Genomic DNA, 628 nt, shown 5'->3' on the forward strand with positions numbered 1-628 from the left:
TGGTGGTGAGCGACGGTACAATAGCGCCATCCAGGGTGGGGCGAGCAGCGTCGATGACATCAGCACTCTGGCTGATTGCGGTGTTGTACTCCGAGCTGTTGCCCGCCGCATCGGATAGCACAATGTTGACGGGAATGTCGTCACCTGGAGCGCGGGAGGTATCCCCCTCCTGTACCGTGTAAGTGGCGGTATAGTTGCCGCCGCCCTGATCGGTAAAATCGCTGACCGCGACCCCGTTCACCGTACCGGCGTCCAGCGATAGGCCTGGCTCTCCCGCGGTAATAGCGACGGTCACGGTATCGCCGATTTTATGACTGCTATCCGGAATAGAAACGCTGGTGATGACGGGGGCGACGGCATCAATGACGATGTCTTTGTTGGCGCTCAGCGAGTGGGCAGTACCCGGTGTGGGCAGGGTGAGTTCGCTGTCGTTGCCTGCTGCATCGCGAATGGAGCCGCCATTGAGGATGATTCCAGCGTTGGTCAGCGCCAGATCACTGGACTCATCCCCCGCCTGGACGGTATACGCAAACGTCAGCTCGTCGGTACCTGAGCCAGCCACATAATCGATGGTGCGATCCGTTGCCCCGGTTTCCAGCGTCAACTGCGGTGTACCGCTGACCGTCAC

The 628-nt window shown here is 60.2% G+C and carries 1 protein-coding gene; it reads right to left on the reverse strand.

Annotated elements, in window-relative coordinates; translation table 11 throughout:
• Positions 1 to 628 (reverse strand): Ig-like domain-containing protein (locus HALTITAN_RS25680; RefSeq protein WP_039860982.1); only part of this gene is annotated, 628 nt, incomplete at both ends.

This window comes from Vreelandella titanicae BH1 (genome assembly GCF_000336575.1).
Taxonomy (GTDB): domain Bacteria; phylum Pseudomonadota; class Gammaproteobacteria; order Pseudomonadales; family Halomonadaceae; genus Vreelandella; species Vreelandella titanicae.